Origin of the sequence: Paraburkholderia phosphatilytica, assembly GCF_003443895.1 — a bacterium.
Lineage (GTDB): Bacteria > Pseudomonadota > Gammaproteobacteria > Burkholderiales > Burkholderiaceae > Paraburkholderia > Paraburkholderia phosphatilytica.
Map to the genome: position 1 here is coordinate 74094 of NZ_QQOA01000017.1, position 16367 is coordinate 90460.

Here is a 16367-nt window from a genome sequence, read left to right on the forward strand (position 1 = left end):
GGCGTGGCAGGTCTGACCGTTGGAGATCAGACCCAGCCGAACGCCGCGAGCACCATGTCGATCAGCTTGATGCCGAAGAACGGCACGACGATGCCGCCGAGACCGTAGACCAGCAGATTGCGGCGCAGCAGGATCGCGGCGCCAAGCGGACGGTATTTCACGCCCTTCAGCGCGAGCGGGATCAGCAGCACGATGATCAGCGCGTTGAAGATCACCGCGGACATGATCGCGGACGCAGGCGTCGCGAGATGCATCACGTTCAGCGCGTTCAGCTGCGGATAGGTGGTTGCGAACGCCGCCGGGATGATCGCAAAGTACTTCGCGACGTCGTTGGCGATCGAGAACGTGGTGAGCGAGCCGCGCGTCATCAGCATCTGCTTGCCGATCTCGACGATCTCGATCAGCTTGGTCGGGTTCGAATCGAGGTCGACCATGTTGCCGGCTTCCTTCGCGGCCTGGGTGCCGGTGTTCATCGCCACCGCGACGTCGGCCTGCGCGAGCGCGGGCGCGTCGTTGGTGCCGTCGCCCGTCATCGCGACGAGCCGGCCTTCGGCCTGGTGCGAACGGATCGTCGCGAGCTTGGTTTCCGGCGTGGCTTCCGCGAGAAAGTCGTCGACGCCCGCTTCAGCCGCGATCGCGGCAGCCGTCAGCCGGTTGTCGCCCGTCACCATCACGGTCTTGATGCCCATCTTGCGCAGCTCGGCGAAGCGCTCCTTGATGCCGCCCTTCACCACGTCTTTCAGCTCGATCACGCCGAGCACGCGCGCCGCGCCCTCGCCGCGTTCCGCGACGACGAGCGGCGTACTGCCGCGCCGCGCGACGTCGTCCACCGCGGTCGACACTTCGTTCGGGAAACGGCCTCCGTTCTCTTCGACGTAGCGCTTCACCGCATCGGCCGCGCCTTTGCGGATTTCGCGACTGGAGAGGTCGACACCGCTCATACGGGTCTGCGCGCTGAACGCGAGGAACACCGGATGCAGCTGCGCCATGTCGCGCTGGCGGATGTTGAAACGCTGCTTTGCGAGCACGACGATGCTGCGGCCTTCCGGCGTCTCGTCGGACAGCGACGCGAGCTGCGCGGCATCCGCGAGCGCTTCTTCATTCACGCCGGGCGCCGGGATGAACGTCGATGCCTGGCGGTTGCCGAGCGTGATCGTGCCGGTCTTGTCGAGCAGCAGCACGTCGACGTCGCCCGCGGCTTCCACCGCACGGCCCGATGTCGCGATCACGTTCGCCTGCATCATGCGGCTCATGCCCGCCACACCGATCGCAGACAGCAAGCCGCCGATCGTCGTCGGAATCAGGCAGACGAGCAGTGCGACGAGCGCGGTGATCGTCACCACGTGCCCGGCTTTCGCGGCTTCTACCGAGAACATCGAGAACGGCAGCAGCGTTGCGGTAGCCAGCAGCAGCACGATGGTCAGCGCGACGAGCAGGATGGTGAGCGCGATCTCGTTCGGCGTCTTCTGGCGCTTCGCGCCTTCGACCATCGCGATCATCCGGTCGAGGAACGCCTCGCCCGGGTTCACGGAAACGCGCACGACGATCCAGTCCGACAGCACGCGCGTGCCGCCCGTCACCGACGAGAAATCGCCGCCGGACTCGCGGATCACCGGTGCCGATTCGCCGGTGATCGCCGATTCGTCGACCGATGCGACGCCTTCGATCACTTCCCCGTCGGCCGGAATCACGTCGCCGGTTTCCACCAGCACCACGTCGCCCTTGCGCAGCTCGGTTGCGGTGGTAATGCGGATCGGTGCCTTCGGATGCGGCTCGTTGAGCTTCTTCGCCATCACGTCGCGCTTCGCCTGACGCAGCGATGCAGCCTGCGCCTTCGAGCGCCCTTCCGCGAGCGCTTCGGCGAAGTTCGCGAACAGCACCGTGAACCACAGCCACAACGTGACCGCGAGAATGAAGCCGGCAGGCGCTTCCGCCTGGCCCGCGAGCGCGGCGATCCACAGGATCGTCGTCAGGATGCTGCCGACGTACACGCAGAACATCACCGGGTTGCGGAACTGCGTGCGCGGCGTGAGCTTCTTGAACGAGTCCACGATCGCCGGGCGTACCAGCACCGGATCGAACATGGACCGGGTTGCTGAATGTTCAGTCATTATCTTCCTCGAATCCTGAAATCAATGGCCCGCGATCATCATCAGATGTTCGACCCCGGGGCCAAGCGCGAGCGCCGGCACATAGGTCAGCGCGCCGACCAGCAGGATCGTGCCGAGCAGCAGCACGACGAAGAGCGGCCCATGCGTCGGCAACGTGCCGCCCGTCACGGCGATGCGCTTCTTCTGCGCAAGCGAACCGGCGATCGCCAGCACAGGCACGATCGTGCCGAAGCGGCCGAACCACATCGCGATGCCGGTCCACCAGTTGTAGAACGGCGTGTTGACGGACAGCCCCGCGAACGCGCTACCGTTGTTGTTCGCAGCCGAGCTGAACGCGTAGAGAATTTCCGAGAAACCGTGCGGCCCGGGATTCGCGATGCCCGCCTTGCCCGCGTCGCACAGCACCGCGACCGAGGTCGCGACGAGCACCAGCAGCGGCGTGAGCAGCACGACGATCGACACCATCTTCATCTCGTAGGCCTCGATCTTCTTGCCGACGTACTCCGGCGTGCGGCCGATCATCAGGCCGGCGACGAACACCGCGAGCAGCGCGAACACCAGCATCCCGTAGAGACCGGAACCGACGCCGCCGAAAATCACTTCGCCGAGTTCGATCAGCAGCAGCGGAACCAGGCCGCCGAGCGGCGTCAGCGAGTCGTGCATGTTGTTCACCGCGCCGCACGACGCCGCCGTCGTCGCAACCGTGAAGATGCCCGACTGCACGATGCCGAAGCGCGTTTCCTTGCCTTCCATGTTGCCGCCCGACTGCAGCGCGTTCGCGGTCTGATCGACGTGCAACGCGCTGACGAGCGGATTGCCGGCCTGTTCGGCACTGACCTCGCCCGCCACGGCGACCGCGAACGCGATCGTCATCACCGCGAGCACCGCGACACCTTGCCTGCGGTCGAGAATCATCTGCCCGAACGTCAGGCAGAGCGCCGCCGGAATCAGCAGCATCGCGATCATCTGCACGAAGTTCGAGAACGGCGTCGGGTTCTCGTACGGGTGCGCGGAGTTCGCGTTGAAGAAGCCGCCGCCGTTGGTGCCGAGCATCTTGATCGCTTCCTGCGACGCGACCGGGCCCATGCCGATGGTCTGCGTCGTCAGCTTCGTATCGACGGTGACGGGGTTGCCCTTCGCGTCCTTGACCGGGTTGCCCTGCGCGTCGAGCTTCGGCGCGGCATACGTGGTGGTCTGCAGCGCCGGTACATCGACGTAGGACCTGAAGTTCTGGATCACGCCCTGGCTCATCAGCAACGCCGCGACGATCGCGGCGAGCGGCACCAGCACGTACAGCGTGACGCGCGTCAGGTCGACCCAGAAGTTGCCGATCGTCTTCGCGGTATGACGCGCAAAGCCGCGGATCAACGCAATGACGACCACGATGCCAGTCGCGGCCGACATGAAGTTCTGCACGGTCAGGCCGAGCATCTGCGCGAGATAGCCGAGCGTCTGTTCCGGCGTGTAGTCCTGCCAGTTGGTGTTCGTCACGAAGCTGACGGCGGTATTGAACGCGCCGTCCACCGTCATTGCGCCGAAGCCTTGCGGATTGCCGGGCAGGAAGCCCTGAACGCGCACCAGCCCATACAGGAACAGCGCGCCGAGTGCATTGAAGCCAATGGTCGCGATCGCGTAGTGCTTCCAGTCCATCTCCGCACCGGCGTCCACACCGGCGATGCGGTAAAGCAGTTTCTCGAACGGTGCGCCGACGCGCAGTACGCGCGACGTGCCGTCCATCACGCGCGCCAGATAGCGTGACACCGGCACCGCCAGCGCAAGCAGCACGACGAGATAGACGGCGATCTGCAGGACATTGTTCGCATTCATTCGATGTCCTCCGCGCGCAGCAGCGCATAGACGAGGTACGCGAACAGCAGCGCGGTCGCCGCGCCCGATAGCCACAGAATCCAGTTCATGGGCGATCCCCCTGGCCACGACGCAGCTCGGCGAGCTTGTCGCAACCGGCGATCAGCCCGAACGTCAGTGCGGCGAACAGCACCACGCCCCCGATGTACAGCACATCCATTTGGTGTTCTCCATAGACGGACTTTGGATGGCTGCAACGTTATGCCGATGCGCGTAAAGGGCGGGTCAAAGATCCGCGGCGGCCTGTAAAAATCCCGTAAACGCTCAGAACGTGACGTTCGCGCCTGCTCCGAGCGCGGCCTGCCCGCCACTCGACAGCGCCACGGGGCCCTTCACGAGCGCGGTCCTGCCGATCGCCGCGGTGCCGCTGCGCGCGGCCGCCAGCCGCCCCGAATACGTGCCCAGGCCGACGCCGAGATTGAAACTGCCTTCGATATGCGGATTGGGCCGGATCTGCGCGCTGGCGATCGCCATCGCGATACCGGTGGATGCGCGCGCATCGACGTCGCCGATGCGCTTGCCAAGGCGGGTCAAACCGTCGCCGGGCGCCATGATCTCGCCGCCCACGCCCGTTACCCGTTCGTTGAGCCGCGACACGCTCTGGTTGGTCGCGTAGAGCTGGGAGCCGTTGACCGCGTCCGTGCTCGTTGCGCTCAGCTCGGCTGGCGCGACGTTTGTGACCTTCACGGGCTGGCCTGTGCCTCCGGCGAGCGACACGCGATTGTGCGTGACCGTGTCGTAGCGCAGCACATCCGCCATCTGGTTGTTCAACAGGTCGATCTGCGCGGTGTACTGGGTGACGACCGGAAACAGGTCCGCGTTCGAACCTCCCTCGCCTGTCGTGCCGTTGTTGCCGCTATTGCCTGTATCGGCGCCTCCGGACGACGGATTGCCGCCCGATCCCTGCGTGTTGACGATGTCCCGCAGGCTGACGATGTCCGCGGCGTTCTGCGTGACCAGCGTGTCGAGCGCGAAGAGTTGCGAGCCGTTCACCGCATCGGTCTGTTCTCGCTGATCAGCCCGGCCGACACGTTGATCAGGCGCCGCGTCGCAAACGATCCGCCGGAGTTGCCCGCGCCGAGCGCGACAGACATCGCGCCATTGGCAAACGCATTGCTGTCGATGCTCACGCGGTCGTTGCCGCTGCCAGGCTGGCCAGCCCACGAGCCCAGCGCAACGGTATCCGAGCCGCTCGAACCGACGCCGGAAAGCCTGCCGATCGATAGCGTCTGATCACCGGCCCGCGCAGGCCGGACTGCACGGGGCACCGCGGACGTGCGGTGAACGTTCCGCCGGTGGGATGGTGGTGGGTGAGCTTGTTCACTCGATCGCATTCCTCAATTCATGGCGAACCCGCCGAGCCGTTGCTCGTGTGTCGAGCGGGCCGGATACGGGACTCACTATGCCGAGGAAACGATCGCGAGATCAGTCGACCGGAAGTTATAGGACGGATGCGCGAGGAACGGCAAAGGTTCCCCGCGCGCGCTGCGGGGCGTTCAGGGCAGCAGAATGGTCGAGCCCGTCGTGCCGCGGCTTTCGAGCGCCGCGTGCGCCTTGCCCACTTCCGCCAGCGGATAGCGCTGGTTGATGCTGGTCTTGACCTTGCCCGACGCGATCACGTCGAACAGTTCCGCCGACATCGCTTCGTAATCGCTGCGCTTCGCCATGTAGGTGAAGAGCGTCGGGCGCGTGAAGAACAGCGAGCCGCGTCCGGCAAACTCCGAAGAATCGATCGGCGGCAACGGGCCGGACGCATTGCCGAAGCTCACGAAGAGGCCAAGCGGCGCGAGGCAGTCGAGCGATGCGGTGAAGGTGTCCTTGCCGATCGAATCGTAGACGACCGGCACGCCTGCGCCGTTGGTGATTTCCTTCACCCGCTTCGTGAAGTTCTCGCGGGTGTAGACGATCGCGTGATCGCAGCCGTGTGCGCGCGCCATCTCGGCTTTTTCGTCGGAACCGACCGTGCCGATCACCGTCGCGCCGAGCGCCTTCGCCCACTGGCAGACCAGCAGACCGACACCGCCCGCGGCCGCCTGGATCAGGATCGTGTCGCCCGGCTTCACGCGATACGTGCGGCGCAGCAGGTACTGCGCCGTGAGCCCTTGCAGCATCGCCGAAGCAGCCTGCTCGTCGCTGATCCCATCGGGCAGCTTCACGACGGCGGCCGCCGGCAGCACGCGCTCCTGCGCATACGCGCCGGGCGGCCGCGCGACGTAGGCCACGCGGTCGCCGAGCTTCAGGCTCGTCACGCCCGCGCCGAGCGCGGTCACCTCGCCGGCGGCTTCCATTCCAAGCCCGCCGGGCAGCGGCAGCGGATAGAGGCCAGTGCGGAAATACACGTCGATGTAGTTCAGCCCGACCGCCGTCTGCCTGAGACGGATCTCGTTCTCGCCGGGTTCGCCGACCTCGACGTCGACCCACTGCATCACGTCCGGGCCACCTGTCTTTTCGAAGCGGATTGCTTTGCTCACGACGCCTCCTTGTTTCTTGTCCTGTCCGGTTGCCAATGTTGCATGATTGCCTGCGTTCGTGCTTGTGGGACCTCGGGCAACCAGGCCCGGTGTCGTCACGTCTGCTGCGACTGCCGGCGCGTCAGCGCGTCGAGAATCATCCGCGCGGTGGAGATGTTCGTCGCGCACGGGATGTTGTGCACGTCGCACGCGCGCACGAGCGCGTTGATGTCCGGTTCGTGCGGCTGCGGCGTCATCGGATCGCGCAGGAAGATCACAATGTCGACCCGGCCCTCCGCGAGTTGCGCGCCGATCTGCAGGTCGCCGCCGTGCGGCCCCGACAGCATCCGTTCGACCGTGAGGCCATGCGCGCTCGCGATGCGCGAGCCGGTCGTGCCGGTCGCGACGATGTCGCAATGCCGCAGCGTGTCGACGTATTCGCCGGCCAGCTTCACGATGTCGTCTTTCTTGTGGTCGTGCGCGATCAGCGCAACGCGAGTGGTCATGACGCGAAACTCCTGGTGCGGGTTGGGTGATTCGCTGTACTGCGTGCGGGTTGGCGTGGCACGTATGCGCCTAGAACGTGCCTGGATAGGTGCCGCCGTCGATCAGCAGGTTCTGTCCGGTGATGTAGCCGGCGTGCACGCTGCAAAGAAACGCGCACGCGCGGCCGAATTCGTCGGGCTGGCCGAAGCGCCCCGCCGGAATCGACTTCATGCGGCGCGCGCGGGCCTCGTCGAGCGACACGTTCTGCGCCTTCGCCTGCGCGGTCACGGTCGCGACGATGCGGTCGGTATCGAAGATGCCGGGCAGCAGGTTGTTGATCGTCACGCCTTGCGGCGCGACCTTGCGCGCCAGCCCCGCGACGAAGCCGGTCAGCCCGGAGCGGGCGCCGTTCGACAGCCCGAGCACGTCGATCGGCGCCTTTACCGCCGAACTCGTGATGTTGACGATCCGGCCGAAGCCACGGCCGATCATCCCGTCCACCGTCGCGCGGATCAGCTCGATCGGCGTCAGCATGTTCGCCTCGAGCGCGCGGATCCAGTCGTCGTGCGTGAACTGGCGGAAGTCGCCCGGCGGCGGCCCGCCCGCGTTGTTCACCAGAATGTCTGGCTGCGGACACGCGGCAAGCGCGGCCGCGCGGCCCTCGGGCGTGGTGATGTCGCACGCCACCGTCTTGACCTCGACGCCCGTCTTCGCGCGAATTCCGGCTGCCGTCGCTTCGAGCGTTTCGGCGGTGCGCGCGCAGATCGTCAGGTTCACGCCTTCCGCGGCGAGCGCTTCCGCGCAGCCCCGCCCGAGCCCTTTGCTCGCGGCGCAAACCAGCGCGGTCCGTCCTGAGATGCCCATGTCCATATCGTCGTCCTCTGTGTGCTGTCGTGCTGGTTCAGCCCCCGATTCTAGAAGAATCCCTGCCGGGCTGCCGCGTCGCGTTCCGCGATCTGCCGTCGCGGCGTCCTGGCCGCGCGCGAGTTTGGGTAAACTTGCGAACGTGACGCATGCGGCCAGCCCCGCGTGCTCCCTCCTCAACGCCCGACGCCTCGTGCCCCAGCCATGACCCAGGACAGCCGCTTCCCCAATCTCTTCATCCTCGACCATCCGCTGATCCAGCACAAGCTGACGCACATGCGCGACAAGGACACGTCGACCCGCACGTTCCGCGATCTGCTGCGCGAAATCACGCTGCTGATGGGCTACGAGATCACCCGCAACCTGCCGATGACGACCCGCCGCGTCACCACGCCGCTGGTCGACATGGACGCACCGGTGATCGCCGGCAAGAAGCTCGCGATCGTGCCGGTGCTGCGCGCGGGCGTCGGTATGTCGGACGGTCTGCTCGAGCTGATTCCGTCTGCCCGCGTCGGTCACATCGGCGTGTACCGCGCGGAAGACCACCGCCCGGTCGAATACCTCGTCCGCCTGCCGCCCGATCTCGCCGAACGTACGTTCATCCTGTGCGATCCGATGGTCGCGACCGGCTACTCGGCGGTCCACGCGGTGGACGTGCTGAAGCGCCGCAAGGTGGCAGGCGAAAACATCATGTTCCTCGCGCTCGTCGCCGCACCCGAAGGCGTCAAGGTGTTCCACGACGCACATCCGGACGTGAAGCTCTTCGTCGCGTCGCTCGATTCGCACCTGAACGACCACGCGTACATTGTGCCCGGCCTCGGCGACGCCGGCGACCGCCTGTTCGGCACCCGGAACTGAGCCGGGTTGTCGCCGGGTTGCCCCATTCGGCGGCGCCCGTCTGCTCCTTCTCTCCCGCTTCACGAGCGCTTGACGAGCGCTTTGCGCGCCGCCACGGCGGCTTCCGCGGGGCGCCGGCGTGATAAAATCTCGGTCTGTCCGTCGCTGGTTCGGGCCCGTCGCGAGGCGGCCGCAAGGCTCGTCTTCCACATTCCGCGCGCGGTCCCCACAGCGTCGCAACGACAACGGCACACTGCGTGCGCCCTCGGGCGCATGCCACGGAGAAAGGTATGGCGGGTCATTCGAAATGGGCCAACATCAAGCACAAGAAAGCGGCAGCCGATGCGAAGCGCGGCAAGGTCTGGACACGCCTCATCAAGGAAATCCAGGTCGCGGCACGCATGGGCGGCGGTGACATCGACTCGAACCCGCGTCTGCGGCTCGCGGTCGACAAGGCGTACGACGCCAACATGCCGAAGGACAACATCAACCGCGCGATCCAGCGCGGCGTGGGCGGCGTCGACGGCGCGAACTACGAGGAAATCCGCTACGAAGGCTACGGCATCGGCGGCGCGGCGATCATCGTCGACACAATGACCGACAACCGCACGCGTACCGTCGCGGAAGTGCGTCACGCATTCTCGAAGTTCGGCGGCAACATGGGCACGGACGGCTCCGTGTCGTTCATGTTCGATCACGTCGGCCAGTTCGTGTTCGCGCCGGGCACCGCGGAAGACAAGCTGATGGACGCCGCGCTCGAAGCGGGCGCCGAAGACGTCGTCACGAACGAGGACGGCAGCATTGAGGTCATCTGCCCCGCGAACGACTTCCCGAAAGTGAAGGGCGCGCTCGAAGCCGCGGGCTTCAAGGCCGAGGTCGCGGAAGTCACGATGAAGCCGCAGACGGAAGTCGAGTTCACCGGCGACGACGCGGCGAAAATGCAGAAGCTGCTCGACGCGCTCGAGAATCTCGACGACGTGCAGGAAGTCTTCACGAACGCCGTCATCGACGAGGCGTAAGCTGCAAACGGAGCCGGTCGCGGCGAGCAGTTCACGGTCGGCTTCAAGGGGCGGCCGTTCACGGTCGGCCTTAGTGGGCGGGCCGTTCCAGTTTTTTAGTCTTCGGGGAATCACATGAAGTTACTCGTCGTCGGCTCCGGCGGCCGCGAACACGCGCTGGCCTGGAAACTTGCGCAGTCGCCGCGCGTGCAGCTCGTCTACGTCGCGCCGGGCAATGGCGGCACCGCGCAGGACGTGCGTCTGCGCAATCTCGCCATCACCGACCTCAACGAGCTCGCCGATTTCGTCGAGAAAGAACAGATCGCGCTCACGCTCGTCGGACCGGAACAGCCGCTCGCGGCCGGCATCGTCAATCTGTTCCGTTCGCGCGGCCTGAAGATTTTCGGGCCGTCGAAGGAAGCGGCGCAGCTCGAGAGCTCGAAGGATTTCGCGAAGGCCTTCATGAAGCGCCACGCGATTCCCACTGCCGAATACGAGACCTTCGCCGACGTCGCCTCCGCGCACGCGTACATCGATTCGAAAGGCGCGCCGATCGTGATCAAGGCCGACGGCCTCGCCGCCGGCAAGGGCGTGGTAGTGGCCACCACGCTCGAAGAGGCGCACCACGCGGTGGACATGATGCTGTCCGACAACAAGCTCGGCGATGCCGGCGCGCGCGTGGTGATCGAGGAATTCCTCGCCGGCGAGGAAGCGAGCTTCATCGTGATGGTCGACGGTATCAACGTGCTGCCGCTCGCGTCGAGCCAGGACCACAAGCGTCTGCTCGACGAAGACCATGGCCCGAACACCGGCGGCATGGGCGCCTATTCGCCCGCGCCGATCGTCACGCCGCAGCTGCATGCGCGCGTGATGCGCGAAATCATCCTGCCGACGGTGCGCGGCATGGAGAAGGAAGGCATCCGTTTCACCGGCTTCCTGTATGCCGGTCTGATGATCGACGCGCACGGCAATCCAAAGACGCTCGAATTCAACTGCCGGATGGGCGACCCCGAGACACAGCCGATCATGGCGCGTCTGAAGGGCGATTTCTCGAAAGTGGTCGAACAGGCGATCGCGGGCACGCTGGATACCGTCGAGCTCGAGTGGGACCGGCGCACGGCGCTGGGCGTCGTGCTCGCCGCGCACAACTATCCGGACGCGCCGCGCAAGGGCGACCTGATCAGCGGCGTGCCGCCCGAAACCGGCGACGCGGTCACGTTCCATGCGGGCACCACGCTCACCGACGACCGGCTGACCACGTCCGGCGGACGCGTGCTGTGCGTCGTCGGGCTGGCGGATTCGGTGCGCAGCGCGCAGTCGGTCGCGTACGAGACGATCAACCATATCTCGTTCGACGGCATGCAATACCGGCGCGACATCGGCTTTCGCGCGGTGAACCGCAAGCACGGCTGAGCGCGGGCGGCACGGGTTGCGGGGGTTGCAGGTTGCGCCACGCGTGGCCGCTGGCTGACCCGACGGTATCGTCGGCAAAACAACAGCGCAAAAGCCCGGGCAGACTATCGCCCGGCATTCGGGCGATACTATCCCCCACCCTTTCACATTGATGCAGCAGCCTGGCGGCCCCGCGCGACGCGGCGGCCGGCTCGGGCACCGAGATTCATGACCGATTCGAGCAACGACACGCAAGCCGTGCGCAGCTGGCTGCAAGGCCTGCAAACCCGCATCGCCGATACGCTCGGCGGCTTCGACGGCACCCCGTTCGCCACTGACTCGTGGCAGCGCCCGCCCGGGGACAAGCTGCGCGGCGGCGGCTGCACCCGCATCCTCGAAGGCGGCCAGTTCTTCGAGCGCGCGGGCATCGGTTTCTCCGACGTCGCGGGCGATACGCTGCCCGGCTCCGCGAGCGCGGCGCGCCCGCAGCTTGCAGGGCGCGGCTTCGAGGCGATGGGTGTGTCGCTGGTGCTGCATCCGCACAATCCGCACTGCCCGACCGTACACATGAACGTGCGTCTGCTGATCGCGACGAAGCCGGACGAAGCGCCGGTGTTCTGGTTCGGCGGCGGCATGGATCTCACGCCGTACTACGGTTACGAAGACGACGCTCGGCATTTCCACCAGGTGTGCCGCGACGCGCTGCAGCCGTTCGGCGCGGACCTGTACCCAAGCTTCAAGCGCTGGTGCGACGAGTACTTCTTCCTCAAGCATCGCAACGAGACGCGCGGCGTCGGCGGGATCTTCTTCGACGACTTCTCCGAGCCCGGCTTCGAGCGCTCGTTCGAGATGGTCAAAAGCGTCGGGGACGCGTTCCTCACTGCGTACATGCCGATCATCGAGAAGCGCTGCGACCAGCCGTTCGCGCGCGCCGAGCGCGAGTTCCAGGCGTACCGGCGCGGCCGCTATGTCGAATTCAACCTCGTCTACGACCGTGGCACACTGTTCGGGCTGCAAAGCGGCGGCCGCACGGAATCGATCCTGATGTCGATGCCGCCCACGGCCAGCTGGCGCTACAACTGGACGCCGGAGGACGGCACGCCCGAAGCGCAGCTCTACAGCGACTTTCTGAAGCCGCGCGACTGGATCTGACGTCATCCGATCACAAAGGAACCCCGTTCTGAACGCGAACGCCGCCCCCGCCCCGCTGCCCCGCCGGATCGGCCTGCTCGGCGGAACCTTCGACCCGATCCACGACGGGCATCTCGCGCTCGCGCGGCGCTTCGCCGAAGTGCTGAACCTGACCGAGCTGGTGCTGCTGCCGGCCGGCCAGCCGTGGCAGAAGACCGATGTGTCGCCGGCGGAGCACCGGCTCGCGATGACGCGCACCGCCGCGCGCTCGCTCACGCTGCCGCACGCCACGGTGCGTGTCGCCACCGACGAGATCGAGCACGACGGTCCGACCTACACCGTCGAGACGCTGCGCCGCTGGCGCGAACGCGAAGGCGGCGACGTGTCGCTGGCGCTCCTGATCGGCGCGGACCAGCTGGTGCGGCTCGACACGTGGCGCGACTGGCGGCAGCTGTTCGCGTTCGCGCATGTGTGCGTGGGGACGCGGCCCGGCTTCGAGCTGGAGTCGGTGCCCGCGGCGGTCGCCCAGGAAATCGCCGCGCGCGCGGCGCCGGCCAGCGTGCTGCAGGCCACGCCCGCGGGCCATCTGCTGATCGATACGACGCTCGCCGAGGACGTGTCCGCCACCGACATCCGCACGCATCTGCGCGAGCGCCTCGCGGCGCAGGCCGCGGCGGGAGAATCGGCGATCGCGCACGCCGAAGACGACGCCGCGGCCGGACACGTGCCCTCCGCTGTGTGGCACTACATTCTTCAACATCATCTGTACCATCGTTAAACCATGGATATTCGCAAACTGCAGCGCACCATCGTCGACGCCCTCGAAGACGTGAAGGCGCAGGACATCAGGGTGTTCAACACCAGCCATCTGACCGAGTTGTTCGATCGCGTGATCGTCGCGAGCGGCACGTCGAACCGGCAGACGCGTTCGCTCGCGTCGAATGTGCGCGAGAAGGTCAAGGAAGCAGGCGGCGACATCATCAGCGTCGAAGGCGACGACATCGGCGAATGGGTGCTGGTGGACTGCGGCGACGCGGTCGTGCACATCCTGCAGCCGGCGCTGCGCCAGTACTACAACCTCGAGGAAATCTGGGGCGACAAGCCAGTGCGGATCAAGCTCGCGAATCCGAGCCCGTTCGGCGGCGCGCGCGTGCTGGCCTCCGCCGAGGATGAAGACGAAGACGACGCCGGCGACGCGCCTGTCGCACGTCCGGCCCGCAAGGCGCCGGCGCGGCGCCGTTGATGTGTCTGACGCGCGGCGCGCGTGCGCCGCGAAGCGCGTCGCACGCTGCCGTGCCTGCTCATGACGCACGAGTGACACAAGCAGCACGGACACCACGATGAAACTGCACATCGTCGCCGTGGGCCACAAGATGCCCGACTGGATCGCCGAAGGCTTCGACGAATACGCGAAGCGCTTGCCGCCCGAGCTGCGCATCGAACTGCGCGAGCTCAAGCCCGAACAGCGCGCGGCCAACCGGCCGGCCGAAGGCGTGATGGCCGCGGAACGCGTGAAGATCGAAGCGGCGCTGCCGAAGAACGCGCGCATCGTCGCGCTGGATGAGCGCGGCAAGGACTGGACCACGATGCAGCTCGCGGAAGCGCTGCCCGCCTGGCAGCAGGATGGGCGCGATGTCGCGTTCCTGATCGGCGGCGCGGATGGGCTCGATCCCGCGCTGAAGTCGCGCGCCGATCTGCTGCTGCGGCTGTCCAGCCTGACGCTGCCGCATGCGATGGTGCGCGTGCTGCTCGCCGAGCAGCTGTATCGCGCGTGGACGATCACGCAGAATCATCCGTACCATCGCGCGTGACGACGCCGAATCCTGCTGAACACGGCTGAAGCGCCGATCGGTTTCGACTCGCCAGCACGCCAGCGCACACCGCCCCATACCCGCACAAGCTCTGCGCCCGATCGCCGCATCGCGGTCGCGCATCCTGTACGCTTGCCGTCATCGTCCGACCGACTTCAACGAGATCCTCCATGCCCGCGCCGTTTGCTGCACCGCATCCATTCGTCTACCTCGCGTCCCAGAGTCCGCGCCGCCAGGAACTGCTGCGCCAGCTCGGCGTGCGTTACGAGCTGCTGCTGCCGCGGCCCGACGAGGACGCCGAAGCGCTCGAAGCGGAATTGCCCGGCGAACGCGCGCACCACTACGTGATGCGGGTGTGCGTCGCGAAGGCCGAAGCGGCGCGCGCGCGGCTCGTCGCGGGCGCCCACATGGTTGCGCCCGTGCTGGTTGCCGATACAACGGTGACGATCGACGATGCGATCCTCGGCAAACCGGCCGACCCCGCCGATGCGCTGGCGATGCTGACGCGGCTTGCCGGCCGCGAGCACGAGGTGCTCACCGCGATCGCCGTCGTCGATGCGGACGGCACGCTGCTGCAGCCGGCGCTGTCGTCGTCGCGGGTCGTGTTCGCGGCGGTTTCGCAGGACGCGCTCGCCCGCTACGTGGCGAGCGGCGAGCCGCTCGGCAAGGCCGGTGCATATGGGATTCAGGGGCGCGCGGCGGAATTCGTCGAACGGATCGACGGGTCCTATTCGGGTATCATGGGTTTGCCGCTTTACGAAACCGCGGCGCTCCTGCGTGCCGCGCGCATCGACTTCTAGAACAACATCATGAACGAAGAAATCCTGATCAATGTTACGCCGCAGGAAACGCGCGTCGCGCTGGTCCAGCAGGGTGCCGTCCAGGAGCTTCATGTCGAACGGACGTTGTCGCGGGGGCGCGTCGGCAACGTGTATCTCGGCAAGGTGGTGCGCGTGCTGCCGGGCATGCAATCCGCGTTCATCGATATCGGCCTCGAGCGCGCCGCGTTCCTGCATGTAGCGGACATCTGGCACCCGCGCATCGCGGGCGAGGCGCAGCAGCCGGTGCATCACCAGCCGATCGAAAAGATCGTGTTCGAAGGTCAGGCGCTGATGGTGCAGGTCGTCAAGGATCCGATCGGCACCAAGGGCGCGCGGCTGTCTACGCAAGTCAGCATCGCCGGCCGCACGCTGGTGTATCTGCCGCAGGAACCGCACATCGGCATCTCGCAGAAGATCGAGAGCGAGGCCGAGCGCGAAGCGGTGCGCGCGCGGCTCACGTCGGTGCTGCCCGCCGACGAGAAAGGCGGCTACATCGTGCGCACCATCGCGGAAGATGCGACGAGCGAGGAACTCGCCGCCGACGTCGCGTACCTGCGCAAAACCTGGCAAACGATCATCGCGCAGGGCCAGCGGATGCCGCCGACGAGCCTGCTCTACCAGGACCTGAACCTTGCGCAGCGCGTGCTGCGCGATTTCGTCAACGACGAGACGACGCGCATTCAGGTCGACTCGCGCGAAACGTTCCAGATGCTGACGGACTTCGCCGCCGAGTTCACGCCGGCGGTGTCGTCCAAGCTGCACCACTACACCGGCGAGCGTCCGCTCTTCGACCTGTACAACATCGAGACGGAGATCCAGCGTGCGCTGTCGCGGCGTGTCGATCTGAAATCCGGCGGCTATCTCGTGATCGACCAGACCGAGGCAATGACGACGATCGACGTCAACACCGGCGGCTACGTGGGCGCGCGCAACTTCGACGATACGATCTTCAAGACCAACCTCGAAGCCGCGCATACGATCGCGCGACAGTTGCGGCTACGCAATCTGGGCGGCGTGATCATCATCGACTTCATCGATATGGAAAACATCGAGCATCGCGACCAGGTACTCGGCGAGCTGAAGAAGGCGTTGTCGAAAGACCGCACGCGCGTCACGGTGAACGGGTTCTCGCAGCTGGGTCTCGTCGAGATGACGCGCAAGCGTACCCGCGAATCGCTCGCGCACGTGCTGTGCGAGCCCTGCCCGGTTTGCCAGGGCAAAGGCCAGGTGAAAACGTCGCGCACGGTGTGCTACGACGTGCTGCGCGAAATTCTGCGCGAGTCGCGGCAGTTCAATCCGCGCGAATTCCGTGTGGTCGCCTCGCAGCAGGTGATCGATCTGTTCCTCGAAGAAGAGTCGCAGCATCTCGCGATGCTGATCGACTTCATCGGCAAGCCGGTTTCGCTGCAGGTGGAGTCGAACCTGAGTCAGGAGCAGTACGATATTGTGCTGATGTAACTTTGAATATCTTTAAATATCAAATACTTAACTAAATTTTTCACAAAATATTCGCGCTGGCTACCCATCCAGCTACCCGAATGCACTGTCATTTAAAAGCGCTGCACGCGGGCGAGCTATAACTGTGCCAACCGGCGGATGC

The 16367-nt window shown here is 66.1% G+C and carries 18 protein-coding genes; 9 read left to right on the forward strand and 9 right to left on the reverse strand.

Annotated features, from left to right (window positions below; translation table 11 throughout):
- Positions 1-26: 26 nt before the first annotated feature.
- The 9 genes from kdpB to DVS29_RS19295 all read right to left on the reverse strand — a co-directional run bounded on the left by kdpB (position 27) and on the right by DVS29_RS19295 (position 7783).
- Positions 27-2111 carry a potassium-transporting ATPase subunit KdpB gene (kdpB, locus tag DVS29_RS19255; RefSeq protein WP_118182083.1) on the reverse strand — a complete coding sequence of 695 codons (2085 nt, stop codon included), beginning with the start codon at positions 2109-2111 and terminating at the stop codon, positions 27-29.
- 21 nt (positions 2112-2132) lie between these two features.
- On the reverse strand, positions 2133-3938 hold the full coding sequence (kdpA, locus tag DVS29_RS19260) for a potassium-transporting ATPase subunit KdpA (protein ID WP_118182084.1): 1806 nt from the start codon (positions 3936-3938) through the stop codon (positions 2133-2135).
- Positions 3935-4027: a K(+)-transporting ATPase subunit F gene (kdpF, locus tag DVS29_RS19265; RefSeq protein ID WP_007583461.1), complete on the reverse strand. Its 93-nt coding sequence runs from the start codon at positions 4025-4027 to the stop codon at positions 3935-3937. The genes kdpA and kdpF overlap by 4 nt, the downstream gene beginning before the upstream one ends.
- A complete protein-coding gene (locus tag DVS29_RS19270) occupies positions 4024-4137 on the reverse strand; it encodes a potassium ABC transporter ATPase (protein ID WP_118182085.1) in 114 nt (37 codons plus the stop codon). Before DVS29_RS19270 ends, kdpF begins: the two co-directional genes overlap by 4 nt.
- A 104-nt stretch (positions 4138-4241) precedes the next feature.
- Positions 4242-4970 (reverse strand): YadA-like family protein, encoded by a 729-nt coding sequence (locus DVS29_RS19275; RefSeq protein ID WP_118182086.1) that lies wholly within the window; start codon positions 4968-4970, stop codon positions 4242-4244.
- Positions 4967-5107, reverse strand: coding sequence for a hypothetical protein (locus DVS29_RS37350; protein ID WP_164707943.1), 141 nt, complete (start codon positions 5105-5107; stop codon positions 4967-4969). Before DVS29_RS37350 ends, DVS29_RS19275 begins: the two co-directional genes overlap by 4 nt.
- A gap of 366 nt (positions 5108-5473) precedes the next feature.
- The gene (locus tag DVS29_RS19285) at positions 5474-6448 is read right to left on the reverse strand and encodes a quinone oxidoreductase family protein (protein WP_118182157.1); all 975 of its coding nucleotides are present in this window, start codon (positions 6446-6448) and stop codon (positions 5474-5476) included.
- 95 nt (positions 6449-6543) lie between these two features.
- Entirely contained in the window at positions 6544-6933 is a 390-nt protein-coding gene (locus DVS29_RS19290) for a methylglyoxal synthase (RefSeq protein WP_118182088.1), read from the reverse strand.
- A 70-nt stretch (positions 6934-7003) separates the two neighbouring features.
- Positions 7004-7783, reverse strand: a complete 780-nt coding sequence (locus DVS29_RS19295) for an SDR family oxidoreductase (RefSeq protein ID WP_118182089.1) — start codon at positions 7781-7783, stop codon at positions 7004-7006.
- A 198-nt stretch (positions 7784-7981) separates the two neighbouring features.
- Here DVS29_RS19295 and upp point away from each other — a divergent pair, with 198 nt between their 5' ends.
- From upp to rng, 9 genes are all read left to right on the forward strand, one after another.
- Positions 7982-8635 carry a uracil phosphoribosyltransferase gene (upp, locus tag DVS29_RS19300; RefSeq protein ID WP_118182090.1) on the forward strand — a complete coding sequence of 218 codons (654 nt, stop codon included), beginning with the start codon at positions 7982-7984 and terminating at the stop codon, positions 8633-8635.
- 269 nt (positions 8636-8904) lie between these two features.
- Positions 8905-9633, forward strand: a complete 729-nt coding sequence (locus DVS29_RS19305) for a YebC/PmpR family DNA-binding transcriptional regulator (RefSeq protein ID WP_118182091.1) — start codon at positions 8905-8907, stop codon at positions 9631-9633.
- Positions 9634-9747: 114 nt separating this feature from the next.
- The gene (gene purD / locus DVS29_RS19310; protein ID WP_118182092.1) at positions 9748-11025 is read left to right on the forward strand and encodes a phosphoribosylamine--glycine ligase; all 1278 of its coding nucleotides are present in this window, start codon (positions 9748-9750) and stop codon (positions 11023-11025) included.
- A 207-nt stretch (positions 11026-11232) separates the two neighbouring features.
- Complete coding sequence (gene hemF / locus DVS29_RS19315) at positions 11233-12156, forward strand: oxygen-dependent coproporphyrinogen oxidase (RefSeq protein ID WP_118182093.1); 924 nt, start codon at positions 11233-11235, stop codon at positions 12154-12156.
- A 55-nt stretch (positions 12157-12211) separates the two neighbouring features.
- Positions 12212-12913, forward strand: coding sequence for a nicotinate-nucleotide adenylyltransferase (locus DVS29_RS19320; RefSeq protein WP_240655695.1), 702 nt, complete (start codon positions 12212-12214; stop codon positions 12911-12913).
- A gap of 3 nt (positions 12914-12916) precedes the next feature.
- Positions 12917-13378, forward strand: a complete 462-nt coding sequence (gene rsfS, locus DVS29_RS19325) for a ribosome silencing factor (protein WP_118182095.1) — start codon at positions 12917-12919, stop codon at positions 13376-13378.
- Positions 13379-13475: 97 nt separating this feature from the next.
- The gene (rlmH, locus tag DVS29_RS19330; protein WP_118182096.1) at positions 13476-13946 is read left to right on the forward strand and encodes a 23S rRNA (pseudouridine(1915)-N(3))-methyltransferase RlmH; all 471 of its coding nucleotides are present in this window, start codon (positions 13476-13478) and stop codon (positions 13944-13946) included.
- A gap of 170 nt (positions 13947-14116) precedes the next feature.
- Positions 14117-14746: a Maf family protein gene (locus tag DVS29_RS19335; RefSeq protein ID WP_118182097.1), complete on the forward strand. Its 630-nt coding sequence runs from the start codon at positions 14117-14119 to the stop codon at positions 14744-14746.
- Positions 14747-14755: 9 nt separating this feature from the next.
- On the forward strand, positions 14756-16225 hold the full coding sequence (gene rng, locus DVS29_RS19340) for a ribonuclease G (protein WP_118182098.1): 1470 nt from the start codon (positions 14756-14758) through the stop codon (positions 16223-16225).
- The last annotated feature ends 142 nt before the right edge of the window (positions 16226-16367 follow it).